The sequence below is a fragment of the Mesorhizobium sp. B283B1A genome (assembly GCF_020165735.1).
Lineage (GTDB): Bacteria > Pseudomonadota > Alphaproteobacteria > Rhizobiales > Rhizobiaceae > Mesorhizobium > Mesorhizobium opportunistum.
This window is the reverse complement of record NZ_JAIUIQ010000014.1, coordinates 57,660-82,754: the sequence shown is the minus strand read 5'-3', so window position 1 is coordinate 82,754 and position 25,095 is coordinate 57,660. Positions and strand designations below refer to the sequence as shown.

Below are 25,095 nucleotides of genomic sequence, written 5' to 3'. Positions count from 1 at the left end.
CCCGTCAGCGACGAGCGGTCTGTCCCGGGTCTCCCTTCCGCGCCTTCTCAGGGACGAGTTTTCCGGCATTGGCGCGAAGTCCCCGGACGAATTCCTCGATGTAAGGCAGGAATTCGAACAGCAGAATGATGACAAGCATCGTCACGATGTAGGTGACGGGCAGAGGTTCCGATTTCCAGACAAGATTGAATCGTGCCGGCTCTGATCCCAAGCCGAAGAGTGCGAGGAATTGACCCCAGTGCAGGGAGATCACGATGATGATGCCCATCAGCGGGATCATCTCCAGAAAGCTGTGAACGTGCTGCTCGACCGGCGTCACGGTTCGTGCTGTCGTGGCGTAGCGCACATCCCACATGGCTGTGGCTTCGTGGACGAGGAATGTCACAAGCATGCCGGCGATGATCAAGGCGTTGATATCGAGGAACATGGCCGCCAGTAGCGGAATGCCGACCTCAACGAACATCAGGAGATGAATAAGAGATTCCTTGGCGCCAGTCGTCGTCTCGATATGCGAGGCGCGATGACATAGCCAATCTGCGAACCCGGCCAGGAGCCAGAGCGGCAGGATGAAGTACATCAAAATAACGACAGTCGGATCGGACAACATCTCAGTCCCCGGTGGCTGGGCGGAGCGCTCGCGCCACTGTTCAATTGGTTAGATCAGGGGAAACCCCGACCATGCCAAGCGCTAAAGAACGACGGTGTTTTGCCGCTTCGACGAGACTTCAACGGTGCGGTGCCGGGCAGGTTCCGGACTCATCGCGAAGAGATCACGATCAGCGATCGCCTCCTGGCGCTGAAACAAGAGTCCCACGGTCCTCCGCAGGGCGATCCGTGGGATTGGTGGTTTCGTTGCCATATTGCCAGGCGGGCTGGCCTTCACCATCTAGCCATGATGGCGATGTTCAAATCGAAAACACCCGGCTCATCCTCGCTTCAGCAGGATCTCTTTGGTGCTGTCGACGATCTGCCGGAAGGTTTTCGCTACCAGCCTGGATTGATCACCCCACGGGAAGAAACCGAACTCGCCAGGCAACTGGGCGCTTTGCCTTTCCAGGCGTTCGATTTCCATGGCCATTTGGCCAACCGGCGGGTCGTCGGTTTTGGCTTGCGTTACGACTATGATCGGCGCGAAGTCGTGCAGGCGCCGGCTATACCTGACTTTCTGTTGCCTCTGCGCGAAAAGGTTGCAGCCCTTGCGCGACGGCCGGCCGAAGCCTTCGCACAGGTGCTGATCAATGAGTATCGGCCTGGCGCCGGCATTGGCTGGCACCGTGACAAGCCTCATTTCGAGGACGTGGCGGGTGTCTCGCTGCTGGCGCCCTGCAGCTTCCGGCTCCGGCGAAAGAACGGCACCAAATGGGATCGCAGGACCATCGTCGTCGAGCCAAGGTCGGCCTATCTGATGACCGGACCATCGCGCACGGAATGGGAGCACAGCATTCCGCCGGTTGACCTGCATCGATACTCGATCACCTTGCGGACTTTGCGGTCTCAAAATTCTTGAATCGCATGCGCTCCTGCTGAGCTTTGAGATCGCCTTGAGATGCCATCACGAGTTCTTGAGCGCAAACTGTTCCGGGAACCTCCCAACCACAAGTTGGTTTGGAAGACAGGTCCAACTTTCACAGGTGGAGAATGTCCGTGGCCCGTGCGCAATCCAAGTTGGTGGTCTCCCGGCGTCCGCTTCACAAGACACCGGTGGCGGTGGCCAATGCGTGTTTCATCGGCACGTTGCTGACCGACGTAACCTATTGGCAAAGCGCGGAAATGATGTGGGCCGATTTTTCCGCCTGGCTACTCTTCGCCGGCCTGGTCGTGGGCGTGCTCGCGGTTCTGCTGGCGCTTGTCGATTTGTTCACCGGTCGGCTTTCCGGTGCGGCAAGGTCTGCGTGGCCCTCGCTTCTCGGCAATCTCGTCGTGCTGGTCATATCGTTCTTCAACGCGCTGGTGCATAGCCGCGATGCCTGGACCTCGGTCGTGCCGACAGGGCTCACCCTGTCAGTCGCGGCGGTGATCGTCCTGCTCCTCCTCTGTCTGCTGGAATGGAGTTTCGGCCGCAATCGAGTGGAGGTGGTCGAATGAGCGCCATGATGTTTTCCGGCCGATATATCCAGCGCGCGGCTGGTCTCGGTCTGCTGTGCGGTTCGCTGCTCACACTGCCGGCGTGCAGCAATGATGAGCCGGACCCAGGCGATCAGGTCGGAGCGAACCCGACACTGCCAGAACTGACTCAGTATCTTGTTCCGCCGATGCACGTCGCTTCGGTCGTCGGCTGGAAGCAGGATGAGACGCCGACAGTCGCCAAGGGCCTGCAAATCAAGGCCTTCGCGAAAGGACTGAAGCACCCGCGCTCGCTCTACACTTTGCCGAACGGCGACATTCTCGTGGTCGAGTCCGTGGCGCCGCCCGGTGCTGCGATCAAGCGTCCGAAAGATCTGGTCATGGGCTGGATCGAGTCCATGGCGACCTCGGGCGGAGGGACTGAGGGAAGCAACCGGATCACCCTGCTGCGCGACACGAACGGCGATGGCGTGCCCGATGTTCAGGACATATTCCTCGATCATCTCAATTCGCCCTTCGGCGTGGCCCTGGTCGGCAACGATCTCTACGTCGCCAACACCGATGCCATCGTGCGGTATCCCTACACCACCGGCGATACCAAGATCACCGCGCCCGGCACCATACTAACACCGTTGCCCGGGGGGCCGATCGATCACCACTGGACCAAGTCGCTCGTCGCCAGTCCTGACGGGGCGCTGCTTTATGTCGGCATCGGCTCCAACAGCAACATCACCGAGAACGGCATCCAGGCCGAGAAGGACCGGGCCGCGATCTGGGAGGTCGACCGGGCCACCGGGCGCTATCGCATTTTCGCGAGCGGGCTGCGCAATCCCAACGGGCTGAGCTGGGAGCCGCGGAGCGGGGCGCTGTGGGCGGTCATCAACGAACGCGACGAGCTCGGCCCCAATCTGGTTCCCGATTACATGACATCGGTCAAGGATGGTGCTTTCTATGGCTGGCCGTACAGCTATTATGGCCAGCATGTCGATCCGCGCGTGATGCCGCGGCGGCCGGACCTGGTGGCGAAAGCCATCCCTCCGGACTATGCCCTGAGTTCCCACGTCGCACCTTTGGGTCTGGTGTTCTACACCGGAACCAACCTGCCGGACTCCTATCGCAACGGCGCCTTTGTCGGCGAGCATGGCAGCTGGAACCGCAAGCACTTCAATGGCTACAAAGTCGTCTTCGTAGCGTTCAAGGACGGTCATCCGGAAGGCAAGCCGCAAGACGTCGTCACCGGTTTTCTCGAGAACGACAACAAGGCGCATGGGCGGCCGGTCGGAGTTGCCGTCGACAAGGCGGGTGCGTTGTTGATAGCGGACGATGTCGGAAACACGGTCTGGCGCGTGACGTCCGCATCCCGGTAGATATTTCCGCAACAATGCCGAGTGATTGGGTAGCACTCGCAGCAGTCAAGGACGTTCAAATGAAACTGACAGCCTTCGCCCTTAATTGCTCCCTCAAGGCTTCGGACGACAAGGAGAAATCCTCCACCGACCGCCTGCTTGCCGATCTTCTGGCGGCGTTGGTGCCGCATGGGGTCAAGGGCGAGATCGTGCGTTCGCTCGATCACGACATCAAGCCGGGTGTGCTTTCAGACATGGGCAAGGGCGACGACTGGCCAAAACTCAGACAGAAGATTCTGGCAGCCGATATTTTCGTGCTTGGGTTGCCGATCTGGCTCGGTCAGCCCTCGAGCGTTGCCAAGCGCGTGCTGGAGCGCATGGACGCGTTCTTGGACGAAACCGATGATCGGGGGCGCATGCCGGCAGCCGGAAAGGTAGCTCTGGTGGCCATTGTCGGCAATGAGGATGGGGCGCATCACTGCCATGCCGCATGCTTTCAAGCCTTGAACGATGTCGGCTTCACCATTCCCGCCAATAGCGGAATCTACTGGGTCGGCGAGGCCATGGACGATGTCAACTATGTCGACCTGCCCGAAACGCCGGAAAAGGTTGCCGCCGCGATCGAAATGGCTGCCTCCAACGCTGCCCATCTCGCCAGCTTGTTGAAAGGCGAAGCCTATCCTGGCGTCTTGCGGTGAAGGTCGTTTTGCGGTGGGGTGTTGGCACTCGGTGTCCCAAGCGCCTGAATGCTCCAGCCGAACGCCACGCCGGTTCGCCTTTCTAATTGCCCGTGATCGCCGGATGGCAATAACGCAGCCCGTCGTGCCGCGGGCAAGACGGGCTGCGGGGTATCCTGCTAGGTCAGAATGAGCACGATCTTGTACGTATCCGGGTCGACGATGACGATCCGGCCGTCGGCGAGTACGAAATACTCATATGACTCATAAGCCGGGACAATCTTGACGATGCGAGCCGGCAAGCGATGCAGCCTGACCTTGTGACGCGGCACCTCGATGCCCACCGAAACGTCGAAGTCGACATTGGCTACGGGCTCGACCTTCGTTTCCTTGATCACCTGGGTGATCTGGGTTTTCTGTTCGACCGTCACATTGTTGATCGAAGCGGTTGAAGTCTTATCCTGCGTAGAGGTCTTGCCCTGAGCCTGCTGGTCCGTGGCGGTGCCGGCGTTGCCCTGGGCCTGCTCATTGGTCTGGACCTTGGCCTTGCCCTGGGCCTGCTGGTCCGTGGTGGCGCCGGCCTTGCCCTGGGCCTGCTCATCGGTCTTCATCTTGGTCTTGCCCTGGGCCTGCTGGTCCGTGGTGGCGCCGGCCTTGCCCTGGGCCTGCTCATTGGTCTGGACCTTGGCCTTGCCCTGGGCCTGCTGGTCCGTGGTGGTGCCGGCCTTACCCTGGGCCTGCTCATCGGTCTTCATCTTGGTCTTGCCCTGGGCCTGCTGGTCCGTGGCGGCGCCGGCCTTGCCCTGGGCCTGCTCATCGGTCTTCATCTTGGCCTTGCCCTGGGCCTGCTCATCTGTCTTCGTTCCGGTCTTACAGTTAGCCGCCCCGGCGGCGCAGTTTGTATCTGCTCCCTGCTGGCTTTCCGACTGTTGTTGAGCCATTGCCGTTCCACAGCCAAGCCCGATCGCCAGCATGCTGGTGATGAGAACATGTTTCATAGGAAAATCTCCCTGAAAAAATCGTCCCTTCACCGGATAAAACTTCACAAAAAAGGGTTGGTTCCGGGATAAAGCCGAGGGACTGCCAAAAGTCATCGGCACCATCAAATTTAAATGACCGGGCCTTGGTGCGATGGGACGCTGATGTTTTCGCCAAATCAGGAGGAAGGAGATGGCTCATCTCCAACGCGAAAACGACGAGGAGTTCGAATGCAGCGGGACCGACGTCGAGCCGCGAATTGAGGTCGTCGAAGCGTGTGGCGAATGGTTCGTCCGTGTGATCGGAGGCGACCAGCAGGACAGTCGTCAGTTCGAGCTCGAGTCCATTGCCCTTGCCTATGCAGAGGGCCAGCGCAGGCGTTTGAAACTTGCGGCTATCGTGCGCCTTTAGCAGGCTGGCTTCACCTATGGGTGAGCTCGAAGCGCCGCGAGTTGAGCAAGGCGCTCACCTGGGTTCGTTGTTCATGCTCAGATACGTAGGATCGAACTCGGCAAGCTCTGCAAGCTGATCCCAATCCAGAATGGTGACTGTGTGGTTCACCCAGCTGATGACCTTGGTCTTTTTCAGGGATCCGATCACCCGGTTCATATGCACAACCGAAAGCCCCAGCACATCGGCCATCTCCGCTTGCGAAAGGGGCAGGTTGAAGCTCATGCCGCTGGTACGCTTGACCACCTGCAGGCGAACGAACAGTTCGCATATGAGATGGGCGAGATGCGAAGTCTTTGAGCGCCTGCCCATTGCCACGATCCATTCGCGGTGAATGGCGCCATCGACCAGTGTGTCGAGCCACAGCAACCGAGCCAGATGCGGAGCGTGTTCGGTGATTGCCTTCAATTTGCTGTGGTCCGCGAACATGACACGGCAAGGCGAAAGTGCGACGATGCCGTGGTCCATCTTCCGGAGCAGGAAGGCGTGGAGGTCGACGAAGTCGCCAGGCACTTGCAAGGAAGTGAACTGCCGGCCACCATCCTCGAGCACTTTGTAGCGTGCCGCCAGGCCGTCGAGCAGCATGGTGCTGTAGGCTGGCCGCGATCCTGTCGAGACGAGATCCTGGCCCTTTTCAAAATCTCTTCCAAAAACGACCGTCTCGGCGAGCAGAGCCTTCTCTTCGTTCGATAGATCGTCATGCTGACTAAGTTGCAGATAAAGTGGTTCCAGCATGGCGGCCTCGGGGCGATCGAAGTGGGAAGCCGATCGCCTGTGTGTCGGGAAGCCGAACCTTAGGCCTTCGGAAGATGACGGACGCTATCATTTGACAGGCTGCGCCAGTTTTCGCGCAAACGCCAGTGCACACGGGGAACCATTCGCGTGTCGACGTATTTAGAACGCTGAGGCTTTCAGCGTGACATGAATGAAACGCTACTATTTCGATCTCTATAATGGCGATGGCCTGGTCTCGGACGAGAACGGGCAGCTGTTTGAATCCCCAGAGCAGGCAAGAGCGGAAGCAATTCGCATCTTGCATGACATTGCTCGCGATGAAATGCCGGATCGCGATCTCGTCAAGATAACCCTTAAAATGCGCGACACGGGTGGGACGCAGGTGCTCGAGGCGTCTCTTACCCTCAACGCCGCCTGGACCGCCTGACAGCGTCATCAATGCATGGGCTCGCGGCAGCATCGAATCTTGTGGCGGGCTGTTATCGAAAAACTTGGTACGAAAATAACCAACCGGGTTCACCCCATATCCACATACGCCTTGCCCGGGATCGCAGCACCGACAGCAAGCCTCCACACGGCGATGGAGGAAAAAAAAATACCGTTCGGGATTGGAACCTGTGGATTGGAGGATCGGATCCATGGACAGGAGGGAAGAGCGCATCAAACGGCGGGCCTACGAAATCTGGGAACGCGAAGGCCGGCCCACCGGACGTGAGCAGGAACACTGGGACCAGGCTGTGCAGGAGATAGAAGCGGAGGACCCGGAGACCGAACGCGGTCCGGTCGAGGCCGATCCGACAGTCGACGACGGCTCAAAAAGCTCGAAGGCGTAAAATCACGCCATCGTCATTATCCTGGCAACCAAAGTCGGGCAGCCTTGTTTGTCCATTATCAGCCGAGGAGATTGCCATGAGGAGTCCTCTGTCATTTCTGGTGTTGGCCGCCGCCCTTGCGCTCGGCGCATGCGACAACAACACCGAACCGATGAAAGCCAACACCGACACCGTCAACAAGAACCCGCAGGTCGACCAGGACGCCAGGCCCAAGTCCACGACTGGCGGCGACCAGCCGGCGACAGTGCCGAACCAATGAACTCCATCTCGTATTGCGATACCCCTCTGCTGCGCATCGCGTATCTCAGCGGTGGATCGAAGGACGGTGCTCCAGTCGTTCTGCTGCATGGCTGGCCCGACGACGCGACCACTTATGCGCGCATTTCGCCGGCCCTTCATGAGTCCGGCTTTCGGACATTTTCGCCCTGGCTGCGAGGCTGTGGATCGACATCGTTTCTGTCGAAGGAAACCATGCGCTCGGGCGAGATCACGGCGATGGCGCAGGATGTGCTGGACCTCGCCGATGCGCTCGGCCTCAGCCGCTTTGCAATTGTCGGCCACGATTGGGGCGCCCGTATCGCCTACCTGCTGGCGTCGGTTTTCCCGGACCGCATCAAATGCTGCGCCGCGTTGTCGCTCGGCTGGCAACCGGGCAAGCTGGTGACGCCATCGCCCGAACAAGCGAAAGCATTCTGGTATCAGTGGTTCATGGCGACGAAGCGCGGCGCCGAGTTCGTGCGAAAGAACCGCAAGGAATTCGCCAGATTCCAGTGGGATACCTGGAGCCCATTGGGCTGGTTCGACGATGCCATCTTCGATGAAGTGGCTAAATCCTTCGAAAACCCGGATTGGGCTGAAGTCACGCTGCATTCCTATCGGGTCCGGTGGGAAGAAGCCGAGCCCGATCCTCGCTATGCCGAACTCGCCCGCCAGGCGACATCGGTCAAGATCATCACCGTGCCAACCCTGACGCTTCATGGCGGCGATGACCGTGTGGTGTTGCCTCGATCTTCCAAGGGGTTGGAGGGGCATTTCACCGCGTCCTACAGGCGGTTGGTGCTGGATGCCGTCGGGCATTTCCCCATGCGTGAAGCTCCGCAAGAGGTTTCGCGGCTGTTGGTGAATTTCCTCGACAGCCACAGCAAGCGATAGGCACCGCCGCCGCTCAGCCTTTCTTGGCGGAGCGGAACCTCACTCCACCGGCGTGCATTTCGTTTTCACGGATCGCGAAACCGGAACGCCATCCCGCCATCAATCCGCCCGTCATCAACCGGTAGTCAGGAGAATTCAGATGCAAGCTTCGGGTGCAATTTCAGGACGCCATGCTGATTCAACACACCATGCTGGCCAATTGGCCATAGAGCCGTTTGCCGGAACGGTGACGGTGCGATTTTCCGACGCCATAGTCGCTGCGACGGAACGGGCGAAAGTGCTGCGGGAAGAAGGACATGAGCCGGTGTTCTATATCCCTTTCGAGGACATTTATTTCGACCTGTTCGAAAAGACGAATACGACAAGCGAGAGCCCGCCTAAGGGAACTGCGAGTTATTGGCGCGTCCATGCCGTGGGCAGCTCGGCCGACGATTTCATGTGGGCATACGAAACGCCGGATACCGCCGCGCGGGCCATTGCGCGTCATGGCACGTTCGATCCGCAAAAGGCACGGATCGATGTCGAACCCGCGGAGGACAAGCGGCACACGCCCCATGTCACGGAATAAATGCCGGGCACCTGAAGTTTGGGCGAGGCGAGACACCGGAACCACGCTAAGGCCTTGAGAACTCCTCATCGAGGATGCGGAGGGCCGCTTCATATTTGGCAGCCGGTGCCCCAACCTGCCGCGACTGCCAGATATTGTCCTCCAGATCGGCGCGCTTCACCGGCAGCGCCAACGGGTTCGAGGCAGCTCGCCGCACGAAGGCGAAATAATCCTCGCCGTCCCTGCGCGACATGGCATCGACAGCAGAAGCAATGGTCGGGCCAAAGCCAGCCTCTTCCAGCCTGGTCCGGCTCCAGCCCTCGCCCTTTTCCACGACGTCATGAAGATAGGCGACGACCTTCTGGTCCATCGTTTCGACAGCATCGACGACACGCCGGCAGTGTTCGATATAGGGCTGCCCAGTCTTGTCACTCTGCGATGCATGGACCTCTTCCGCAATCTTGGCGGCACGGTAGAAAATGCTCATCTTGCCTGTCCCGGCCGCTCGCGGGCATGTCCAGCGACAGCGGCATTGCAACTCAGTTTCAAATTGGTTGCCGAGGTTGTTGTTCCAGGGGCGAGCCGATTTTCTTTAGAGTGCAGTTCCACCTCCACTGCGTCCTTACCATCGTTCCTCGGCATCGTGGTGCGGCAGGTCTATTCCACAGCAGACCCAGCCAAGTCGCTGCCTCGACCCATAGTTGTAGCGCGGCTCCAGTCGAGCCGGATCGTCGAACGTCCCGACATGCAGTGCGATCTCGCCAGGCGATGCATCATAGGCGAGGCTGAGCGGAGATCCGCAGGCGGAGCAAAACCCCCGCCGGGCAATCGGTGAAGACCAGCGATAGGTTGGCGCCTCATTGATCCAGCTCACGCTTTGAGAAGGCACCCAGGCCAGAACCGCGAAAGCACTGCCGGTCGCCCGCCGACACATATCACAATGGCAGTAATGCACTCTCGGTTCGCTTCCAACGCAAAAGCGAATCGTGCCGCACAGACATCCTCCGCTTAGCTCCATCTTGGCGTCCCGCCTGATTTACTGCCTCCCAACGTGTCGCGTGGTCTCATGCGAGCATCTCCATCCGTCTCAGCGGAAACGCCAGTCATTTGCGCCGGTTCCTGTGCCGTCTCAGGAACCAGTCGCGGCGCGTGGCGTTGCGTTTCTTGCTGGCAATGGGAGAGGTGCCGTGGACACATACTACCGCCTCTTGGAGGCGCGCTGATGTCGATGCCGGGCCTCGCATACGGTCCTCTTGGCGACAGATGCATGCATATCTGCGTGGATATGCAGCGGCTGTTTGCCGAGCCGTCTTCATGGGCAACACCCTGGATCACCCGGGTTCTCCCGCAGATCGTGAGGCTGGTCGAAAGACGCGCGCCACAGACGGTCTTTACGCGGTTCCTGCCAGCTCGGAAGCCGGGGCAGGGCGTCGGCACCTGGAGGCGCTATTACGAGCGCTGGGCTTCGATGACGATCGAGACCATCGGGCCCGAAATGGTCGAACTGTTGCCGACATTGGCCGGTTATTGCCCGCCGGCGACAATCATCGACAAGCACATCTACTCGCCCTGGTTCGAAGGGCGCCTCAGGGCCCTTCTGGTGGAGCGTGAGATCGACACGCTGGTTATCACGGGTGGCGAAACAGATGTGTGCGTTCTGGCCACTGTTTTGGGGGCCATCGATTTCGGCTATCGCGTCGTCCTCGTCACGGACGCGCTTTGCAGTTCTTCAGACGCAACTCATGACGCGCTGCTGACCGTCTATCACCAACGCTTCGCGCAGCAGGTCGAGACGATCGAGATGGAGACGCTTCTCTCCAGCTGGATTTGAAGCCGGGTTTGAGGCTCAAGCATCCAGATCGATCAAGGCAACGCCCAGTCCGGGGCGCTTGCTGCGGCGCAGATGGCCGGGCGCTTCCACCAACGTGACTTCAAGCGTTGGCCGAACGATGCCGTCAAGCAAATGTCCACCCCGGGTGGTGCCGTCGCTTAATCCGAGCACCGCATGAACGTGGAGGCTGGGCTTGCCATCGTCGCCAAGCGCAACATCGCCGATTGCGCTCAACACTTCGCATTGTTCGTCGATCGGAATTTTGCGGTAGGTTTTTGCATCCGGATCAAACCAGCCCACGGTGGCTCTTTCGAAAGCGCCGATCGCGGTCAGGGAAGCGCCGTCGACTTTCCGGTCAGCCGCGAAATCCGTAAGCGCCGTGAATGCTTCCTCGCCGGGATCGAGCACGACGACAAATGTCCGTTGGCCACTGACTTCGTTGACGAGCCGTGATTTCATGGTTGTTCTCCGGACATCAGTCTGCTCCCCCCTTCAATGAGCGTGGTGTTCGGCGTTCCGCTTGCGGGTTGCCGCAGCCTTCTTCGCCGATTCCGATCGGCTTGCGGCGGACCGCGACGCCGACGCCTTGCCGCCGGTCCTGCCGCCCTTATGCGCTGCCGGGTTACCCGTATGCTTGCCGCGGCCAGAGCCGCCTTCCTTCTTGCCGCCGCCATCGTCCTTGTTGACGGTCGCCCACGCACGCCGCTCGGCTTCCTTTTCGGAAACCCCGCGCTTCTCATAGCCTTCGGCTATGTGATCGGCCTTGCGCTCCTGCTTGTCGGTGTATTTCGATTTCTCGCCGCGTGGCATGACGGTTTCTCCTGTCTGATGGGATTAAGCCTGAACGAAAAGACGGTGGGTGAGTTCCAGCGCCGGGGACATTTAAGCCGGCATTATGAGGCCTGATGCGGCACAACAGAAAATCAGTCACAGCCGCGCGAGGAGGGAACTTTGTGCTGGATGGGTGGTTTGGCTCGCTTGAGACCCAGCCAGCCCGGAGCCAGCCATGTCCGATGCCAAGATTTCCAATGGCCTGAGCAGACGCATGTTTATGACAGCCTCTGTTTCGGCGGCAGCGGCGGTGCCGCTCGCGACCTCCCCGACAAGAGCAGCCCAGCCAACGTCGGCAAAATCGGCGAAGCCCCGCGACCTGTCGGCGGTGTCCATGCGTATCAACAAACAGGCCTACAGCCTCGCCCTCGACAATCGTACGAGCCTGCTAGACGCTCTTCGCGATCATGTCGGCCTGACCGGCACCAAGAAAGGTTGCGATCACGGCCAGTGCGGCGCCTGCACCGTTCTGGTCGACGGAAAGCGGGTGCTCTCCTGCCTGAGCTTCGCCGTGATGAACCACGGCCGCGAGATCACCACGGTGGAAGGCCTGGCTTCGACGGATGGAGAACTTCATCCGGTGCAGCAGGCCTTTGTCGACCATGACGCCTTTCAGTGCGGATACTGCACACCGGGCCAGATCATGTCCGCCATCGGCTGCATCGACGAGGGCCATGCCGGGTCGGAAGATGATGTTCGCGAATACATGAGCGGCAATCTCTGCCGTTGCGCTGCCTACCCGAACATCGTTGCGGCGATCGTCCAGGCGCGCGACGAGATCAGGAGGGCCTAGGATGCACCCCTTCGTTTATGAAAGACCAAGCAGCGTCTCCGCAGCGGTCACCATGGCGTCTCGTCGCGATGCACGACATATTCCGCCGACCGAAGCCGACGCGCAGTTTATTGCCGGCGGCACCAACCTGGCCGACTACATGAAGCTTGGCGTTGCGCGGCCAGAGCGATTGCTTGACCTCAACACGCTTGCCGAGCCGGCCTTGCGGCAGGTCAGGATCGGCAATGACGCCATCCGTTTTGGGGCGTTGGTCCGGATGGGGGAAGCTGCCGACAACAAAGACGTCAGGCGTCGTTGCCCGCTGCTTGCCGACAGCCTGACGTTGGCCGCCAGCGGCCAGCTTCGTAACATGGCGAGCCTTGCCGGCAATGTGCTGCAACGCACGCGCTGTGAGTATTTTCGCGAGACGTCATGGCCCTGCAACAAGCGTGAACCCGGCTCCGGCTGTGCCGCGATGGAAGGGTTCAACCGCCAGCATGCCATTCTCGGTACCAGCGATGCCTGTATAGCCACCTACCATGGCGATTTCGCACAGGCGCTGATAGCGCTCGATGCTTCTGTCGATATCGAAGGCGAGCGAGGCAAGCGTAGCCTTGCCTTTGCCAAGCTGCATCGGCCGCCGGGAGAGACGCCCAACATCGAGACGGATCTTGCCGCCGACGAACTCATCACTGCCATCGAAGTACCGCTCGCACCGTGGAGCACGCGGTCGCGCTATCTGAAGATACGCGATCGCGAATCCTACGCGTTCGCGCTGGCATCGGCAGCGGTCGCCCTCGATATGGATGGCGACGCGGTAAGAGGCGCGCGCGTCGCACTCGGCGGTGTCGCGACCGTGCCGTGGCGTGCAAGCGCGGCGGAAAACGCGCTGCAAGGCAAGGTGCTCGATGAAGCCGCGGCGCAGAAGGCTGCCGATGTCGCTTTCGCCGACGCCAGGCCGCGAGAACACAACGCTTTCAAGATACCGCTCGGCAAGCGCACGCTGGTGCGAGCGCTGCTCGAAACCCGGGACATGAAGGTCTGAGCCATGAACCAAGCTGCACCCGCTCCCAAGGAAAATCAGGGCGATCCGGTTGTCCGTATCGACGCCCGTCTGAAGGTTACCGGACAGGCAAGCTATCCGGCCGACATCGCCACGGCCAACGTCGCTTATGGCGCCCTTGCCACCAGCACCGTCGCCCGGGGCAAGGTTTCCGCGCTCCACACGAAAGACGCCAGGGCGGTGCCCGGTGTGCTGGACATCGTCACCTACGGCGACATGGACAAGACCGAGACGCCGAAGTTCGGCAACACCGGCGCGAGTTCGATCGGGCCTTTGCACGACAAGACGATTTTCCACGACGGCCAAATCATCGCTCTGGTCGTTGCCGAGACATTCGAGGCGGCCGAGGAAGCAGCGATGTTGATCCGCGCCGACTATGAGGACGAACCGCCCAGCGCCAGCTTCGATTCGAAGGGCACGAAGATGGAGCCTGCGGCAGGTAAAAACCCGATGTTCAAGGAAGATGCCAAGGCCGGCGACTTCGACGCCGCCTGGGCAAACGCGGCTGTGAAGATCGACCAGAAATACTCGACTCCGACCCAGCACCACAACCCGATCGAACTGTTTTCGACCACGGCCATGTGGCAGGGCGACCAACTGACCATACACGAGCCCTCCCAGAACGTGACCGGCTGGAAGATGGAGCTGGCGCGCCAACTGAAGCTCGATCCGGCCAATGTGCGGATCATCAGTCCCTATATAGGCGGGGCCTTCGGCTCGAAGGGACCGATGACGGCGCGCACGGCGATCGTTGCCATTGCCGCGCAGCGGATCGGCCGTCCCGTCCGCTGCGTCGTCAGCCGCATGCAAGCCTTCGGCACACAGACCTATCGCGCCGAGACGCGGCATCGAATCCGCATCGGCGCCGGCAAGGACGGCCGCATCACGGCGTTCGGACATGAGGGCTGGGAGGTGACGTCACGCCCTGACCCTTATGTCGTCGGCGGCACGTCCGCCACCGCCCGCATGTACGACTACGGCTCCGTCCTGACGCAGGTTTCATTGGTTCACGCCGACCGCAATACGCCTGGATACATGCGGTCGCCGCCGGAGACGCCTTACGTTTATGCGCTTGAGAATGCCATGGACGAAATGGCCGTTGCGCTCGGCATGGATCCCGTCGAGTTCCGCCGCATCAACGAGCCGCAGAAGGAACCGATCGGCGGCAAGCCATTTTCCAGCCGTTCGCTCATCAAGTGCTACGATCAGGCCGCGGAGGCCTTCGGCTGGGCGAAACGCGAGCCCAAGGCCGGCTCGATGCGTGACGGCGACTGGCTGGTCGGCATGGGCTGCGCAACGGCGATCTATCCGACAGCCGCCGCACCCTGCGCGGCCAGGGTTCGTCTCACCGCCGATGGCGAGGTTCGGGTCCAGTGCGGCTCGCATGAAATCGGCACCGGCGTTCGCACCATCGCCGGCCAGATGGCGGCCGAAAGGCTGGGGGTCGGCATGGACAAGATCAGCGTCGAGATGGGCGACAGTGCCTTGCCGCCGGCTCCCGTGTCAGGCGGATCGATCTCAACGGCCAGTGTCTGCTCGGCGGTCATGAAGGCTTGCGACGCCGTTCGCGAGAAACTGTTCACGGCGGCAGCTGGCAAGGATGGGCCCCTGGCCGGCTCGGGCAACGCGAAGCTGGATATGGCCGATGGAAAGATCGTCGCCGAAACCGGCAAATCGGCAAAGCTCGCCGATGTCTTCAAGGCCATGCAGGTCGGCGCCATCGAGGAATATGCCGAGTTTGCACCTAAGGGCGCCTCACCGGAGGCATTGAACAAGCTCTACGCCGGACAGCCGGAATTCCACGGTGGAGAAGGCGATGAGGATTCGGTGAAATATGCCTTCGGCGCCGAATTCGTCGAAGTGCGCATCAACCGCCATACCCATGAAATCAGAGTGCCGCGCATGGTCGGTGCCTTCGCCGCCGGGCGGATCATGAACACGCGTACCGCGCGCAGCCAGCTGATGGGCGGCATGATCTGGGGCATTGGCCATGCCCTGCACGAGGCAACGGAGATCGACCAACGCACCGCGCGCTACGTCAACCGCGACCTGCAGGACTATCTGGTGCCGGTCAACGCCGACATCAAACAGCTCGACGTGATCCTGGTCCCGGAAGTCGACCGTGAAGTCAATCCTGCCGGCGTCAAGGGGTTGGGCGAGCTCGGCAATGTTGGGACGGCTGCCGCCGTGGCAAGTGCGGTCTACCATGCCACCGGCAAGCGTATCCGCGATCTGCCGATCAGGATCGAACATCTGATCGTCTGACGCATACCGTTTCACACCGTTCTTCTGCTGCAGTGACGGGCGTGTCACTGCGGCGCATGGCGTCGAACACCTGCGCGCGGCTCTCCCCGTCGACAGTCTTTCCCTCTGGGGTTTTGCGCTCTTTCAGGACGCGTGGTCGACGCCAGGCTCCCCGTCCATGGCATCCCAGGCCGTCGGAAAGGGGGTTGCGGTTTGCCCCCGAAAATCAGGAACTCCTCCCGTACCGGTACGTTGACCAGACAGGCCGGGACCCGATCCCGGCCTTCATAAGTGGCGGGTGACCCGCCACTGAAATTTCAACTCCAGTACAATGAAAGGCAAGGCCATGGGCTTCTTTTCGAAGGACATCAAGACACTCGACGATCTCTTCGTGCACACGCTGCGCGACATCTACTACGCCGAAAAGCAGATTGAGAAAGCGCTGCCGAAGATGATCGACAAGGCGACCGATCCGCAGTTGAAAGCCGGATTTGAAAAACACCTCGACCAGACAAGAGGCCATGTCGAGCGTGTCGAACAGGTGTTCGAATTGCATGGCGTCAAGGCCAAGGAGGTCAACTGCCCGGCTATCGACGGCATTCTCGAGGAAGCCGACGATGTCAGTGGCGACGTCGACGACAAGGAAGTCCTCGATGCGGCGCTGATTGCATCGGCACAGGCCGTCGAGCACTACGAGATGACACGCTATGGCACGCTCATCGCCTGGGCAAAGCAACTCGGCCGCACCGACTGCGCCAACGTGCTGGCCAAGAATCTCAAGGAAGAACAGGCGACCGACCGCAAGCTCACCGAAATGGCGGAAAGCAAGATCAACCTGCAGGCGGCCGAATAAGGCAATTCCTATCGGCTGGCCGGCAAATGCGCCGGCCCGCCGATAGTTGAGCAATCTCAGCGGGACGGGTCGACACCCAGGGCCGCTGATTGCTTGCGCAATGCCTCGCGTTCATCCTGCGGCACATGTCGGGCTGCCGTGGTTTCCGCGTAGATGCGGTACGCCACATAAGCTAGCGCCACTGTGAAAAGCAGACGGGCCATTCATCCTGCTCCTAGCTCATACGTTTCGCTTCAACCAGCCTCAGTAACCTCCGACCACCGGCAAAATCTCGCCGGTGATGTAGCTGGAGCATTGCGGCGAAGCGAGGAAGACATAGGCCGGCGCGAGTTCTTCCGGTTGCGCGGGTCGTTTCATTGGCGTGTCCGCGCCGAATTTGGAGACATCTTCCGCCTCTTTGTCCGAGGGATTGAGCGGCGTCCACACCGGACCCGGTGCTACCGCGTTCACCCTTATGCCCTTGCCGATGAGATTGCCCGAGAGAGCCCGTGTGAAGGCATGGATGCCGCCCTTGGTCATCGAATAGTCGACCAGCTGCTTTGAGCCGTCGATGCCGGTTACCGATCCGGTGTTGATGATCGCCGAACCGGGCTTCATGTGCGGCACGGCTTCCTGCGCCATATGAAAATAGCCATAGAGATTTGTCTTCAGCGTCGTGTCGAAATGTTCCTCGGTCAGCTCGCCGAAATCGCTGGAGTGGATTTGGAAAGCTGCATTGTTGACCAGCACGTCGATGCGGCCAAATTCCTTCACGATCTGGGCCACCGCGTTGCGGCAGTGATCGCGATCGCTGACGTCGGCCTTGACCAGAACGCAGCGTCCGCCTTCCTTCTCCACTGCGGATTTGGTCTCTTTTGCATCATTGTCCTCGGCCAGATAGACGATCGCGACGTCGGCGCCCTCGCGGGCGAACAACACCGCCACCGAACGGCCAATGCCGGAATCACCGCCCGTGATGAGCGCTACTTTGCCGTCGAGTTTTTTCGATCCGAGATAGTACGGCGCATCGTACAGCGGCGCCGGCTCTATCGCCCATTCATGTCCCGGTTTCGGCTGGTGCTGTTCGGGGAAGGGCGGCTCGGGATATTCGCGGGCGCCAGCCTGCATGGCGCCTTGCTGCTTGCCATTGCGTTTCGACTTGTCCTTGGCATCGATGCCACGCTGGATATGGCGCTGCTTTGCCGCTTCGCCGGCTATTTCCGACTTCATCTGCATCATCGTCTCCTTGGCTAGCTTGGAGAAGAAACAACGCATAGCGGACGAAAAGGTTTATGGCAGACGTATCATTCCTCCAAACACCTCGGCGTTTGCAACCCGACGGCCTTGGGGTGTCTGCACTCAGGCCGCCGGCTGCATCGCCGCCCTCAGCAGCATGCCGAACAGGTCGCGCGGTTCGTCGGGGTCGGCGAGCAGGTCAAGCTCCTCGTAGAGGCCGGTCGCCTGCAGCTGGTCGCGCACATAGCGCAGCGCCGAAAAATCCTCGATGGCGAAGCCGACCGAATCGAACAGCGTGATCTGCTTGGCGTCGCGGCGGCCTTGGGTCCTGGCGGCGATCACTTGCCAGAGCTCGGTCACCGGATGGTCAGGATCAAGCTGCTGTATTTCGCCCTCGATGCGCGTCTGCGGCGGGAATTCGACGAAAATCTCGGAGCGCAGCAGGATGTCCCTGTGCAGTTCCGTCTTGCCGGGGCAGTCGCCGCCGACGGCGTTGATGTGGACGCCGGAGCCGACCATGTTGTCGGTGAGAATGGTGGCGCATTGCTTGTCGGCGGTAACCGTCGTGATGATGCCGGCACCTTCAACCGCTTCCTGCCCGGTCTCGCAGATGGTGATGTCGAACCCCATGCCGGCAAGGTTCTTCGCGCATTTCAGCGAAGCCGACCGGTCGATGTCGTAGAGCCTCAGCCGGTCGATGCCGGCCAGCGCCTTGAAGGCGATCGCCTGGAATTCCGACTGGGCGCCGTTGCCGATGATGGCCATGGTGCGGGTGCCCCGCGGCGCCAGATACTTGGCCGCGACGGCGGATGTGGCGGCGGTGCGCAATGCGGTCAGGATGGTCATCTCGGTGAGCAGCATCGGGTAACCGCTGCCGACATCGGCGAGCACGCCGAAGGCGGTGACCGTCTGCAAACCCTGGCGCATGTTCTTTGGATGGCCGTTGACATATTTGAAGCCATAGAGGCGTCCATCGCTCGTCGGCATCAGCTCGATGACGCCGTCATGGCTGTGAGAGGCGATGCGCGGCGTCTTGTCGAACAGGTCCCAGCGGCGGAAGTCCTCCTCGATGTAGCCGGCGAGTTCGGTCAGAAAGCGCTCGACGCCGATGGCATTCACCAGTTTCATCATGCGGTCGACGCTGACGAAGGGGACGATGTTCAGCTTTGCGGCGGTCATGATCAGAAACTCCCGGAATGGCTGAGGGTGGGGCGATCCATGATGCGGCGGCCCATCAGGCTTGCCGTCAGGTCGACCATCAGCGTCGCGGTGCGGCCGCGTTCGTCCAGGAAGGGGTTCAGTTCGACCAGATCCAGGCTGGAGACGAGGCCGCTGTCGGACAGCATTTCCATCACCAGATGCGCCTCGCGCAAGGTCGCGCCGCCCGGAACCGTGGTGCCGACCGCGGGCGCGATCGAGGGATCGAGGAAGTCGACGTCGAGGCTGACATGCAGCAGCCCGTCTTGCGCCGCGACACGCGCCAGGAACGCGCGCAGCAGCGGCGCGATGCCGTGTTCGTCGATGGCCCGCATGTCGTGCGCGGTCACGCCTGCCTGGTTGAGTGCTTCGCGTTCGGCCGGGTCGACGCTGCGCAGGCCCATGGCGCAGATCCGCTTGGGATCGACCGCCGCCGGCAGGTCCGGAAAATAGCCGCCGAAACCAGGCTGGCCGCTGGCGTAGGCGAGCGGAACACCGTGCAGATTGCCACTGGCCGTGGTGTCCAGCGTATGGAAATCGGGATGCGCGTCGAGCCACAGCACGAAGAGCGGCCGGCCGGCTTCGGCGGCGCGGCGAGCGAGACCGGAAACAGTTCCTGCCGAGATCGAATGGTCGCCGCCGAGAAAGATCGGCATGGCGTCGGCGCTGACGTCATAGGCGGCCTCGGCGATACCGGCCGTCCAGGCCGAAATCTCCGGCAGCGCCTTCAGCGCCAGATTGCCATGGGCGAGCGGCCGCACGGTTGCCGGCAGGATGGTGCCAAGGTCTGCAACCTGATGGCCAAGCTCCCGGAGCGCACCGGCAAGCCCGGCGGTCCGCAGGGCGCTCGGCCCCATCTCACAGCCCATGCGGCCGGCACCGTCCTGCACCGGCGCACCCAAGATCTTGCAATCCACTCGACCATTCTCCTCAATGAAGCTGAGGCCAGTTGAAACCCATGCGGCCGGCAGAATGAATAGGCCTGATTGGCAAAACAACCGAAAAGACTTATCGTTCTGATCAATCAGACTGCCACATTGGACAAAAATGGATTCACTCGACCAAAAGCTGATCACGCTGCTGCGCCATAGCGCGCGGCGGAGCATCTCAGACCTGGCAAGCGATCTCGGCGTTTCCCGCGCCACGGCAAGGGCGCGGATGGAGCGGCTGGAACAGTCGGGACAGATCATCGGCTACACCGTGATCCTGCGGGCCGAAGCGATCAGCTCGGCGGTCAGGGGCATCATGATGATCGAGATCGAAGGCCATGCCGCCGATCGCGTCATCCGTGCGCTTGGCGGCTTTGCGGAGGTCGCGACCATTCATACCACCAACGGCCGCTGGGACCTTGTGGTCGAACTCAATACGGCCACCCTTACCGATTTCGATGCGATCCTGCGACGCATCCGTCTCGTTCCCGGCATTACCGGCAGCGAGACGAGCCTGCTGCTTGCCACGCCCCGCAGCACCAAAGCCCGGCTTTAGCGACACTATCGGGTCCGTCGCCTAACAGGCCGGGGCAGTTTCGATCTTTCTGATGCGCCGTGCGGTTCGGTCCTTGGCCGGCAAATCGCGGCGAGGCAAACCCCCAGCACGGAACTTTTGTCGCGGTGGCGATTTTGGATGTAAGATGGAATCGGAACGGCCAGGAGGGGTGTTGGCGATGACGACGACACGGTTTGCGATCTGCGCTCTTGCCCTGGCGATGGCCTGCGGCATGTCACCATCGGCATTGGCCGGCGCCAGGCATCGCCATTATCAGGTTGAACGGGAACGCTACGTTCCCGCCGAAGACGATCTCATCGACTTCCTGTTCGGCGGCCCGCGCTATTATGACCAGCAATTGTTCACCACCGCCGCCGGCGCATGTTCCTATCACCGGGTGGGGCCGGACGCGAATGCGACGAACAAGATCAACGATCATCATTGCGGGAAATGAACGGCCTTCGCCGGGAATCCGGCGAGGACGTCGCGAACGCCGCCCCGGTTACCGGTGCCGACACCGGGCCGGCATGACGTCGTCTGAACGATAAAACACTCATCCCACTCATCCCAGCGGCGAGACGGTGGTCGGTGAACGGCGCGAGGATCAGCCGCGTTTCGGCGAGACGATCACGCTGCGCTTCCTGCCCAGCCGCACCCGCATCTTCGACACCCAGGGGTTGCGCATTCGCTGATCCTGCTTGGTGCCGCCTCAGGCCGTTCCCCAACCCGACGTGGATTGTCGTCGCCGGCATGCACCGCATCGCAATCAGCACGGCACAATTTTTGCCGGACCAAGGCCGATCTTTACGATTTGCCGTGGCGTCTACGAGGCTCGCATGAGTTTGCCGTAGCGCTTGACCAGCCGGTCGCGCTTCAGGCGCGTCAGCCTGTGCGTCCAGAAGAGCCCGTCGAGCTGGTCGATCTCATGCTGGTGGCAAACCGCCAGCAGGCCTTCGGCGTTCTCGAACTGCTCATTGCCATCCAGATCCTGATAGCGAACAATAATGCGCGCGTGTCGCTCGATGTCCTCGGTGACACCGGGCATCGAAACACTGCCTTCCGCATGAAGGATCATTTCGGTCGAGGCCTGGATAACAGATGGATTGACGTAGATGCCCGGCTTTGCGGCGGAAGGCAGCTGGATCACGACCAGGCGTCTCAAAATGCCGATATGCGGGGCGGTGATGCCGATCCCGGGCGCCGCATGCATGGTGTCGACGAGATCACCGGCCAAACCCTGCAAGTCGCTGTCGAACAGTTTTACGGGTTCCGCCACCGCGCGGAGAAGGGGATTGGGGAACCTTATGATCGGCCGAACCGCCATGGACTCCTCCTACGTCACGATTCGGCCAGGCAAGCACGGATTTCCGCATCGTGTTCGCCACGCGCCGGGCTTCCGGCAGGCGAGCACCGCGCCCTTGCCGAAAAACGCGGTGCCGCCGCCGCTTGAAGAGTACCGTCCACCGTCAGCCATGTGCCGCGGGCGGCCATGTGCGGATGCTGTGCTGCCTCCCGCGGGCCAAGTACCGGTCCGACGCAGGCGTCCGAGCCTTCGAACAGCTTGACCCATTCGTCACGCGGTCTGGCAGCAAAGATCGCCGCCAGCCGGTTGCCGAGCTCCGGCCATAGACCGCGGTCCAATTGGTTGGCGAATTGCGGATCGGCGGCGAGGCCAAGCCGGTCGAGGAACAGCGCGTAGAATTTCGGCTCGATGCACTGGACGCTGACGAAGCCACCATCGGACGCTCGGTAGACGCGGCACCAGTGCGGTCCGTCGAGAAGGCTGTTGCCCCGTTCTGCGGCAAGGCCGCCGGACTGGGCGAGCGACATCAACAGGTTCATCATGTGGGCCGAGCCGTCGACGATCGCCGCGTCGACCACGGTGCCTTTCCCGCTGGCGCCGGCGTTCATCATGGCCGCGAGCATGCCGACCACCAGATAGAGCGCGCCACCGCCTATGTCGCCGACCAGCGTCGGCGGCGCCATTGGCACCTCTTCCGGCAAGGAGCCGTACCAGAGCGCGCCGGACACGCCGATATAGTTCATGTCGTGGCCGGCGGTGCGGGCGAGCGGGCCGTCCTGGCCCCAGCCCGTCATGCGGCCGTAGACTAGGCGCTTGTTGGCCACCAGGCAGACATCGGGGCCAAGCCCGAGACGTTCCATGACGCCGGGCCGGAAACCCTCGATCAAGCCATCGGCGGTGGCGATCAGACGCATCAGCACGACGACATCTTCGGCATCCTTGAGGTCGAGCGCGATGGAGCGCTTGCCGCGATCGAGCAGCGAGCGCTCGGGCAGGCCCGGCATCGGCGCCTGCTTGCGATGGACGACGATGACATCGGCGCCGAGATCGGCGAAGAGCATGCCGGCGAAGGGGGCTGGCCCGAGCGCCTCGATCTCGACGATGCGGGTTCCCTTCAGCATTCCACCCTCCACGGCTTCAACCTTGTATGGCGCACATCTGCATCGCGCGCTTTTGGTGTCGCCCACTTTTGGTATCGCCCACTTTTGGTATCGTGGTGGGCGACGGTGTGTAACCCTGCTCTTTCAGCATTGAAGCACGTGCCGCTCGCATATACTTCAGGGTCATGAAAAAAATCGGTTTTCTCTCCTTCGGGCACTGGACGCCCTCGTCGCAGTCGCAGGTGCGCTCGGCTTCGGACGCCCTGCTGCAATCCATCGATCTCGCGGTTGCCGCCGAGCAGCTCGGCGCCGACGGCGCCTATTTCCGCGTGCATCATTTCGCGCGCCAGCTCGCCTCGCCATTTCCGCTGCTGGCGGCGGTCGGCGCCAAGACCAGCCGCATCGAGATCGGCACCGCGGTCATCGACATGCGCTACGAGAATCCGCTTTACATGGCCGAGGACGCGGGCGCTGCCGACATCATCGCCGGCGGGCGGCTGCAGCTCGGCATCAGCCGTGGTTCGCCCGAGCAGGTGATCGATGGCTGGCGCTATTTCGGCTATCAGCCGCAGGAAGGCAAAAGCGACGCCGACATGGCGCGGCACCACGCCGAGGTTTTTCTCGACACGCTGCGCGGCGAGGGCTTTGCCCAGCCCAATCCGCGGCCGATGTTCCCCAACCCGCCCGGCCTGCTCAGGCTCGAGCCGCATTCGGAGGGCCTGCGCGAGCGCATCTGGTGGGGTGCGGCCACCAACGCCACCTCGGAATGGGCGGCGAAACTGGGCATGAATTTGCAGAGCTCGACGCTCAAATTCGACGAGACCGGCAAGCCTTTCCACATCCAGCAGGCAGAGCAGATCCGGATTTACCGCGATGCCTGGAAAGCGGCCGGCCACGAGCGTGAGCCGCGCGTCTCGGTCAGCCGCAGCATTTTCGCGCTGGTCGACGACCGCGACCGCGCTTATTTCGGGCGCGGCAATGAGAGCCGCGACCAGATCGGCTTCATCGAGGAGAATACCAGGGCGATCTTCGGGCGCAGCTACGCCGCCGAGCCGGATGTGCTGATCAAGGAATTGGCGCAGGACGAGGCGATCGCCGAGGCCGACACGCTGCTGCTCACCGTGCCTAACCAACTCGGCGTCGACTATAACGCTCATGTCATCGAGGCGATTCTGACCCATGTCGCGCCTGGGCTGGGTTGGCGCTGACAGGCGCGCCAAGACAGCGACAACGGAGGAGAGGAGATACGGCATGGCGAAGAAAGCCTTGATTGCCTGGGGCGGCTGGGAAGGCCATACGCCGGAGCGCAGCGCCAATGTCATCCGCGCGCTGCTCGAGCGTAACGGTTTCGCCGTCACGCTGGGCCAGGGCACGGCGATGTTCGCAGATCCGGAGTTGTCGTCATTCGATCTCATCGTGCCTGTCATCACCATGTCGACGATCGAAAAGGCCGAGCTGCAGAACCTGACGCAGGCCGTTCGCCAGGGGACCGGGCTCGGCGGCTTTCACGGCACGATGGGCGACAGTTTTCGCAACGAGCCCGACTATCAGTTCATGACCGGCGGCCAATGGGTCGCGCACCCCGGCGACATCATCGACTACCAAGTCGCCATCACCCGGCCGGACGATCCGATCACCAAAGGCATTAACGATTTCGCCTACCGGTCGGAGCAGTATTACATGCATGTCGACCCAAGCAACGAAGTGCTGGCGACGACCACTTTCACTGACGCGCATTTTCCGGGCATCGGCGGCGTTGTCATGCCTGTGGTCTGGAAGCGCCGGTATGGTTCGGGCAGGGTGTTTTACAGTTCTCTTGGACACACGGCGGATGAGTTCGCGGTGCCGGAAATGGCGCTGATTGTGGAGCGCGGGTTGGTATGGGCGGCGCGAGGGTAGCAGCAAGCGCGTTTTCGTGAAAATCTGGGCCGACTTCACAGGGCATCCATGGAGATATCCAATGAGTGATTTCGAGTGGTCCGGATCCGAAAAGAAGCTCGCGCGCCATGCCTTCGATACCGCCCTTGAGGCGGCGCTCGCAAAGACGATGGCCGACTTCAAAAGCAAGGCGAGTGCGGTGACGCAGCCCTCCGAGATGTGGGAGCTCGAAGACTATTTGCGTGAACAGCGACGGAAAATCGATCGCACGTTCGACTATCGCTATTCGCAGCTTCTCTTCGTGTTCGCGCAGCTTATTCGAGCAGGGCATCTCGATGAAAAGCTGCTTGCCGGTCTGCCGCAAGACAAGCGGGATGTCATTCAGCGGGACCTGGCCTTTGTGGCGAGACGCTCGGCCAGTGGCTGACCGGAGCGGCGCTCCCGGGTTCGCGATTGTCATTGACGGCACTTGTGCGACTATCCATAGGCCCCTGGCTTCGTCATCCTAGGGCGTAGCAGGAGCGAAGCTCCGTCGCGGAGA

General features: G+C 61.4%; 33 protein-coding genes. 20 read left to right on the top strand and 13 right to left on the bottom strand.

What is annotated here, in order from left to right; all coding sequences use genetic code 11:
• Nucleotides 1-4: 4 nt before the first annotated feature.
• Nucleotides 5-607, bottom strand: coding sequence for a diguanylate cyclase (locus tag LB577_RS14485; RefSeq protein WP_224687193.1), 603 nt, complete (start codon nt 605-607; stop codon nt 5-7).
• A 288-nt stretch (nt 608-895) separates the two neighbouring features.
• Here LB577_RS14485 and LB577_RS14480 point away from each other — a divergent pair, with 288 nt between their 5' ends.
• The 4 genes from LB577_RS14480 to LB577_RS14465 all read left to right on the top strand — a co-directional run bounded on the left by LB577_RS14480 (nt 896) and on the right by LB577_RS14465 (nt 4,108).
• A complete protein-coding gene (locus LB577_RS14480) occupies nt 896-1,507 on the top strand; it encodes an alpha-ketoglutarate-dependent dioxygenase AlkB (RefSeq protein ID WP_051508548.1) in 612 nt (203 codons plus the stop codon).
• Nucleotides 1,508-1,638: 131 nt separating this feature from the next.
• The gene (locus tag LB577_RS14475) at nt 1,639-2,085 is read left to right on the top strand and encodes a DUF2231 domain-containing protein (RefSeq protein ID WP_224687192.1); all 447 of its coding nucleotides are present in this window, start codon (nt 1,639-1,641) and stop codon (nt 2,083-2,085) included.
• The gene (locus LB577_RS14470) at nt 2,082-3,431 is read left to right on the top strand and encodes a PQQ-dependent sugar dehydrogenase (protein WP_224687191.1); all 1,350 of its coding nucleotides are present in this window, start codon (nt 2,082-2,084) and stop codon (nt 3,429-3,431) included. Before LB577_RS14475 ends, LB577_RS14470 begins: the two co-directional genes overlap by 4 nt.
• A 59-nt stretch (nt 3,432-3,490) precedes the next feature.
• On the top strand, nt 3,491-4,108 hold the full coding sequence (locus LB577_RS14465) for a flavodoxin family protein (protein WP_224687190.1): 618 nt from the start codon (nt 3,491-3,493) through the stop codon (nt 4,106-4,108).
• A 158-nt stretch (nt 4,109-4,266) separates the two neighbouring features.
• On the opposite strand, the gene LB577_RS14460 is transcribed toward LB577_RS14465, so the two are convergent.
• Nucleotides 4,267-5,085, bottom strand: a complete 819-nt coding sequence (locus LB577_RS14460; protein ID WP_224687262.1) for a DUF1236 domain-containing protein — start codon at nt 5,083-5,085, stop codon at nt 4,267-4,269.
• Between the two features lie 172 nt (nt 5,086-5,257).
• On the opposite strand from LB577_RS14460, the gene LB577_RS14455 reads away from it, so the two are divergent.
• On the top strand, nt 5,258-5,476 hold the full coding sequence (locus tag LB577_RS14455; protein WP_224687189.1) for a hypothetical protein: 219 nt from the start codon (nt 5,258-5,260) through the stop codon (nt 5,474-5,476).
• 54 nt (nt 5,477-5,530) lie between these two features.
• On the opposite strand, the gene LB577_RS14450 is transcribed toward LB577_RS14455, so the two are convergent.
• On the bottom strand, nt 5,531-6,250 hold the full coding sequence (locus tag LB577_RS14450; protein ID WP_224687188.1) for a Crp/Fnr family transcriptional regulator: 720 nt from the start codon (nt 6,248-6,250) through the stop codon (nt 5,531-5,533).
• A gap of 190 nt (nt 6,251-6,440) precedes the next feature.
• On the opposite strand from LB577_RS14450, the gene LB577_RS14445 reads away from it, so the two are divergent.
• From LB577_RS14445 to LB577_RS14425, 5 genes are all read left to right on the top strand, one after another.
• The gene (locus LB577_RS14445) at nt 6,441-6,677 is read left to right on the top strand and encodes a DUF6894 family protein (RefSeq protein ID WP_013894156.1); all 237 of its coding nucleotides are present in this window, start codon (nt 6,441-6,443) and stop codon (nt 6,675-6,677) included.
• Between the two features lie 211 nt (nt 6,678-6,888).
• The gene (locus LB577_RS14440; RefSeq protein ID WP_224687187.1) at nt 6,889-7,083 is read left to right on the top strand and encodes a DUF2934 domain-containing protein; all 195 of its coding nucleotides are present in this window, start codon (nt 6,889-6,891) and stop codon (nt 7,081-7,083) included.
• 76 nt (nt 7,084-7,159) lie between these two features.
• Nucleotides 7,160-7,342 (top strand): hypothetical protein, encoded by a 183-nt coding sequence (locus LB577_RS14435; protein WP_023779005.1) that lies wholly within the window; start codon nt 7,160-7,162, stop codon nt 7,340-7,342.
• On the top strand, nt 7,339-8,235 hold the full coding sequence (locus LB577_RS14430; protein WP_224687186.1) for an alpha/beta fold hydrolase: 897 nt from the start codon (nt 7,339-7,341) through the stop codon (nt 8,233-8,235). The genes LB577_RS14435 and LB577_RS14430 overlap by 4 nt, the downstream gene beginning before the upstream one ends.
• Nucleotides 8,236-8,374: 139 nt before the next feature.
• Nucleotides 8,375-8,803: a DUF427 domain-containing protein gene (locus LB577_RS14425; RefSeq protein WP_023779004.1), complete on the top strand. Its 429-nt coding sequence runs from the start codon at nt 8,375-8,377 to the stop codon at nt 8,801-8,803.
• A gap of 46 nt (nt 8,804-8,849) precedes the next feature.
• On the opposite strand, the gene LB577_RS14420 is transcribed toward LB577_RS14425, so the two are convergent.
• Together LB577_RS14420 and LB577_RS33465 are read right to left on the bottom strand one after the other, a co-directional pair.
• Nucleotides 8,850-9,269, bottom strand: a complete 420-nt coding sequence (locus LB577_RS14420; RefSeq protein WP_224687185.1) for an HD domain-containing protein — start codon at nt 9,267-9,269, stop codon at nt 8,850-8,852.
• A 135-nt stretch (nt 9,270-9,404) separates the two neighbouring features.
• A complete protein-coding gene (locus tag LB577_RS33465; protein ID WP_084018753.1) occupies nt 9,405-9,800 on the bottom strand; it encodes a GFA family protein in 396 nt (131 codons plus the stop codon).
• Between the two features lie 204 nt (nt 9,801-10,004).
• On the opposite strand from LB577_RS33465, the gene LB577_RS14410 reads away from it, so the two are divergent.
• Nucleotides 10,005-10,613 carry a cysteine hydrolase family protein gene (locus LB577_RS14410; RefSeq protein WP_224687184.1) on the top strand — a complete coding sequence of 203 codons (609 nt, stop codon included), beginning with the start codon at nt 10,005-10,007 and terminating at the stop codon, nt 10,611-10,613.
• 15 nt (nt 10,614-10,628) lie between these two features.
• Here the strand turns inward: LB577_RS14410 and LB577_RS14405 are convergent, their stop codons facing one another.
• Nucleotides 10,629-11,072: a PPC domain-containing DNA-binding protein gene (locus LB577_RS14405; RefSeq protein WP_224687183.1), complete on the bottom strand. Its 444-nt coding sequence runs from the start codon at nt 11,070-11,072 to the stop codon at nt 10,629-10,631.
• 33 nt (nt 11,073-11,105) lie between these two features.
• Nucleotides 11,106-11,423: a hypothetical protein gene (locus LB577_RS14400; protein WP_013894164.1), complete on the bottom strand. Its 318-nt coding sequence runs from the start codon at nt 11,421-11,423 to the stop codon at nt 11,106-11,108.
• Between the two features lie 196 nt (nt 11,424-11,619).
• Between LB577_RS14400 and LB577_RS14395 the strand changes: the two genes are divergently transcribed.
• The 4 genes from LB577_RS14395 (at nt 11,620) to LB577_RS14380 (ending at nt 16,376) form a co-directional block, all read left to right on the top strand.
• Nucleotides 11,620-12,237, top strand: a complete 618-nt coding sequence (locus LB577_RS14395; protein ID WP_224687182.1) for a (2Fe-2S)-binding protein — start codon at nt 11,620-11,622, stop codon at nt 12,235-12,237.
• A 1-nt stretch (nt 12,238) separates the two neighbouring features.
• Entirely contained in the window at nt 12,239-13,261 is a 1,023-nt protein-coding gene (locus tag LB577_RS14390) for an FAD binding domain-containing protein (protein ID WP_224687181.1), read from the top strand.
• Between the two features lie 3 nt (nt 13,262-13,264).
• Entirely contained in the window at nt 13,265-15,544 is a 2,280-nt protein-coding gene (locus LB577_RS14385) for a xanthine dehydrogenase family protein molybdopterin-binding subunit (protein ID WP_224687180.1), read from the top strand.
• Nucleotides 15,545-15,869: 325 nt separating this feature from the next.
• A complete protein-coding gene (locus LB577_RS14380; protein WP_013531567.1) occupies nt 15,870-16,376 on the top strand; it encodes a ferritin-like domain-containing protein in 507 nt (168 codons plus the stop codon).
• Between the two features lie 56 nt (nt 16,377-16,432).
• On the opposite strand, the gene LB577_RS14375 is transcribed toward LB577_RS14380, so the two are convergent.
• The 4 genes from LB577_RS14375 to rocF all read right to left on the bottom strand — a co-directional run bounded on the left by LB577_RS14375 (nt 16,433) and on the right by rocF (nt 19,705).
• Complete coding sequence (locus LB577_RS14375; RefSeq protein ID WP_013894168.1) at nt 16,433-16,579, bottom strand: hypothetical protein; 147 nt, start codon at nt 16,577-16,579, stop codon at nt 16,433-16,435.
• A gap of 40 nt (nt 16,580-16,619) precedes the next feature.
• Nucleotides 16,620-17,591, bottom strand: coding sequence for an SDR family oxidoreductase (locus LB577_RS14370; RefSeq protein ID WP_224687179.1), 972 nt, complete (start codon nt 17,589-17,591; stop codon nt 16,620-16,622).
• A 123-nt stretch (nt 17,592-17,714) separates the two neighbouring features.
• Nucleotides 17,715-18,770, bottom strand: coding sequence for an ornithine cyclodeaminase (locus tag LB577_RS14365; protein WP_023778996.1), 1,056 nt, complete (start codon nt 18,768-18,770; stop codon nt 17,715-17,717).
• A 2-nt stretch (nt 18,771-18,772) separates the two neighbouring features.
• Nucleotides 18,773-19,705, bottom strand: a complete 933-nt coding sequence (gene rocF, locus LB577_RS14360; protein WP_224687178.1) for an arginase — start codon at nt 19,703-19,705, stop codon at nt 18,773-18,775.
• 130 nt (nt 19,706-19,835) lie between these two features.
• Here rocF and LB577_RS14355 point away from each other — a divergent pair, with 130 nt between their 5' ends.
• Entirely contained in the window at nt 19,836-20,273 is a 438-nt protein-coding gene (locus LB577_RS14355; RefSeq protein WP_013894172.1) for an Lrp/AsnC family transcriptional regulator, read from the top strand.
• Nucleotides 20,274-20,451: 178 nt separating this feature from the next.
• On the top strand, nt 20,452-20,727 hold the full coding sequence (locus LB577_RS14350; protein ID WP_224687261.1) for a hypothetical protein: 276 nt from the start codon (nt 20,452-20,454) through the stop codon (nt 20,725-20,727).
• A 369-nt stretch (nt 20,728-21,096) separates the two neighbouring features.
• Here the strand turns inward: LB577_RS14350 and LB577_RS14345 are convergent, their stop codons facing one another.
• On the bottom strand, nt 21,097-21,597 hold the full coding sequence (locus LB577_RS14345; protein ID WP_224687177.1) for a peptide deformylase: 501 nt from the start codon (nt 21,595-21,597) through the stop codon (nt 21,097-21,099).
• Nucleotides 21,598-21,611: 14 nt separating this feature from the next.
• Entirely contained in the window at nt 21,612-22,697 is a 1,086-nt protein-coding gene (locus tag LB577_RS14340) for a CaiB/BaiF CoA transferase family protein (RefSeq protein WP_224687176.1), read from the bottom strand.
• 164 nt (nt 22,698-22,861) lie between these two features.
• On the opposite strand from LB577_RS14340, the gene LB577_RS14335 reads away from it, so the two are divergent.
• From LB577_RS14335 to LB577_RS14325, 3 genes are all read left to right on the top strand, one after another.
• Nucleotides 22,862-23,884 carry an LLM class flavin-dependent oxidoreductase gene (locus LB577_RS14335; protein WP_224687175.1) on the top strand — a complete coding sequence of 341 codons (1,023 nt, stop codon included), beginning with the start codon at nt 22,862-22,864 and terminating at the stop codon, nt 23,882-23,884.
• A gap of 43 nt (nt 23,885-23,927) precedes the next feature.
• Nucleotides 23,928-24,575 carry a ThuA domain-containing protein gene (locus tag LB577_RS14330; RefSeq protein WP_224687174.1) on the top strand — a complete coding sequence of 216 codons (648 nt, stop codon included), beginning with the start codon at nt 23,928-23,930 and terminating at the stop codon, nt 24,573-24,575.
• A 61-nt stretch (nt 24,576-24,636) separates the two neighbouring features.
• Nucleotides 24,637-24,981 (top strand): hypothetical protein, encoded by a 345-nt coding sequence (locus LB577_RS14325; RefSeq protein ID WP_224687173.1) that lies wholly within the window; start codon nt 24,637-24,639, stop codon nt 24,979-24,981.
• Nucleotides 24,982-25,095 lie beyond the last annotated feature (114 nt).

Coding starts and splice junctions, on each gene's coding strand:
- LB577_RS14485 (WP_224687193.1), bottom strand. CDS start 607: ATGTTGTCCGATCCGACTGTCGTTATTTTGATGTACTTCATCCTGCCG.
- LB577_RS14480 (WP_051508548.1), top strand. CDS start 896: ATGGCGATGTTCAAATCGAAAACACCCGGCTCATCCTCGCTTCAGCAG.
- LB577_RS14475 (WP_224687192.1), top strand. CDS start 1,639: ATGTCCGTGGCCCGTGCGCAATCCAAGTTGGTGGTCTCCCGGCGTCCG.
- LB577_RS14470 (WP_224687191.1), top strand. CDS start 2,082: ATGAGCGCCATGATGTTTTCCGGCCGATATATCCAGCGCGCGGCTGGT.
- LB577_RS14465 (WP_224687190.1), top strand. CDS start 3,491: ATGAAACTGACAGCCTTCGCCCTTAATTGCTCCCTCAAGGCTTCGGAC.
- LB577_RS14460 (WP_224687262.1), bottom strand. CDS start 5,085: ATGAAACATGTTCTCATCACCAGCATGCTGGCGATCGGGCTTGGCTGT.
- LB577_RS14455 (WP_224687189.1), top strand. CDS start 5,258: ATGGCTCATCTCCAACGCGAAAACGACGAGGAGTTCGAATGCAGCGGG.
- LB577_RS14450 (WP_224687188.1), bottom strand. CDS start 6,250: ATGCTGGAACCACTTTATCTGCAACTTAGTCAGCATGACGATCTATCG.
- LB577_RS14445 (WP_013894156.1), top strand. CDS start 6,441: ATGAAACGCTACTATTTCGATCTCTATAATGGCGATGGCCTGGTCTCG.
- LB577_RS14440 (WP_224687187.1), top strand. CDS start 6,889: ATGGACAGGAGGGAAGAGCGCATCAAACGGCGGGCCTACGAAATCTGG.
- LB577_RS14435 (WP_023779005.1), top strand. CDS start 7,160: ATGAGGAGTCCTCTGTCATTTCTGGTGTTGGCCGCCGCCCTTGCGCTC.
- LB577_RS14430 (WP_224687186.1), top strand. CDS start 7,339: ATGAACTCCATCTCGTATTGCGATACCCCTCTGCTGCGCATCGCGTAT.
- LB577_RS14425 (WP_023779004.1), top strand. CDS start 8,375: ATGCAAGCTTCGGGTGCAATTTCAGGACGCCATGCTGATTCAACACAC.
- LB577_RS14420 (WP_224687185.1), bottom strand. CDS start 9,269: ATGAGCATTTTCTACCGTGCCGCCAAGATTGCGGAAGAGGTCCATGCA.
- LB577_RS33465 (WP_084018753.1), bottom strand. CDS start 9,800: ATGGAGCTAAGCGGAGGATGTCTGTGCGGCACGATTCGCTTTTGCGTT.
- LB577_RS14410 (WP_224687184.1), top strand. CDS start 10,005: ATGTCGATGCCGGGCCTCGCATACGGTCCTCTTGGCGACAGATGCATG.
- LB577_RS14405 (WP_224687183.1), bottom strand. CDS start 11,072: ATGAAATCACGGCTCGTCAACGAAGTCAGTGGCCAACGGACATTTGTC.
- LB577_RS14400 (WP_013894164.1), bottom strand. CDS start 11,423: ATGCCACGCGGCGAGAAATCGAAATACACCGACAAGCAGGAGCGCAAG.
- LB577_RS14395 (WP_224687182.1), top strand. CDS start 11,620: ATGTCCGATGCCAAGATTTCCAATGGCCTGAGCAGACGCATGTTTATG.
- LB577_RS14390 (WP_224687181.1), top strand. CDS start 12,239: ATGCACCCCTTCGTTTATGAAAGACCAAGCAGCGTCTCCGCAGCGGTC.
- LB577_RS14385 (WP_224687180.1), top strand. CDS start 13,265: ATGAACCAAGCTGCACCCGCTCCCAAGGAAAATCAGGGCGATCCGGTT.
- LB577_RS14380 (WP_013531567.1), top strand. CDS start 15,870: ATGGGCTTCTTTTCGAAGGACATCAAGACACTCGACGATCTCTTCGTG.
- LB577_RS14375 (WP_013894168.1), bottom strand. CDS start 16,579: ATGGCCCGTCTGCTTTTCACAGTGGCGCTAGCTTATGTGGCGTACCGC.
- LB577_RS14370 (WP_224687179.1), bottom strand. CDS start 17,591: ATGCAGATGAAGTCGGAAATAGCCGGCGAAGCGGCAAAGCAGCGCCAT.
- LB577_RS14365 (WP_023778996.1), bottom strand. CDS start 18,770: ATGACCGCCGCAAAGCTGAACATCGTCCCCTTCGTCAGCGTCGACCGC.
- LB577_RS14355 (WP_013894172.1), top strand. CDS start 19,836: ATGGATTCACTCGACCAAAAGCTGATCACGCTGCTGCGCCATAGCGCG.
- LB577_RS14350 (WP_224687261.1), top strand. CDS start 20,452: ATGACGACGACACGGTTTGCGATCTGCGCTCTTGCCCTGGCGATGGCC.
- LB577_RS14345 (WP_224687177.1), bottom strand. CDS start 21,597: ATGGCGGTTCGGCCGATCATAAGGTTCCCCAATCCCCTTCTCCGCGCG.
- LB577_RS14340 (WP_224687176.1), bottom strand. CDS start 22,697: ATGCTGAAGGGAACCCGCATCGTCGAGATCGAGGCGCTCGGGCCAGCC.
- LB577_RS14335 (WP_224687175.1), top strand. CDS start 22,862: ATGAAAAAAATCGGTTTTCTCTCCTTCGGGCACTGGACGCCCTCGTCG.
- LB577_RS14330 (WP_224687174.1), top strand. CDS start 23,928: ATGGCGAAGAAAGCCTTGATTGCCTGGGGCGGCTGGGAAGGCCATACG.
- LB577_RS14325 (WP_224687173.1), top strand. CDS start 24,637: ATGAGTGATTTCGAGTGGTCCGGATCCGAAAAGAAGCTCGCGCGCCAT.